At 46.2% G+C, this 496-nt stretch carries 1 pseudogene; it reads left to right on the top strand.

What is annotated here, in order from left to right:
- Positions 1 to 496, top strand: a pseudogene (locus ACYVTD_RS16310) (V-type ATP synthase subunit B); the annotation flags it as partial.

The following is a 496-nucleotide window of genomic DNA, read 5'->3' as shown; positions in this document are numbered from 1 at the left end:
CTTTAAGGATACATTGGAAAACGCAGGCGCTCTTGCGCGTACTGTAATGTTTATTCACACGGCAAGCGATCATACAGTTGAATGTCTAATGATACACGATATGTCTCTTGCGGTCGCAGAGCAATTTGCCTTGCAGGGTAAGGACGTGCTTGTTCTTTTGACAGACATGACAAACTTTGCCGACGCTATGAAGGAAATCTCTATCATTCAGGAACAGGTTCCTTCTAATCGCGGTTATCCAGGCGACCTTTACAGCCAATTGGCAAGCCGCTATGAAAAAGCGGTTGACTTTGAAACTGCGGGTTCTATCACAGTCCTAGGCGTTACCACAATGCCCGGAGATGACGTTACCCACCCTGTGCCTGATAATACCGGATACATTACAGAAGGTCAGTATTATCTTAAAAACGGACGTATTGAGCCATTTGGTTCTCTTTCTCGTCTAAAACAACAGGTTAACGGCAAGACTCGCAAAGACCACCGCGCCCTTATGGAC

The sequence above is a fragment of the Treponema sp. R6D11 genome (assembly GCF_054786075.1).
This window is presented reverse-complemented; position numbering and strand designations above follow the sequence as displayed.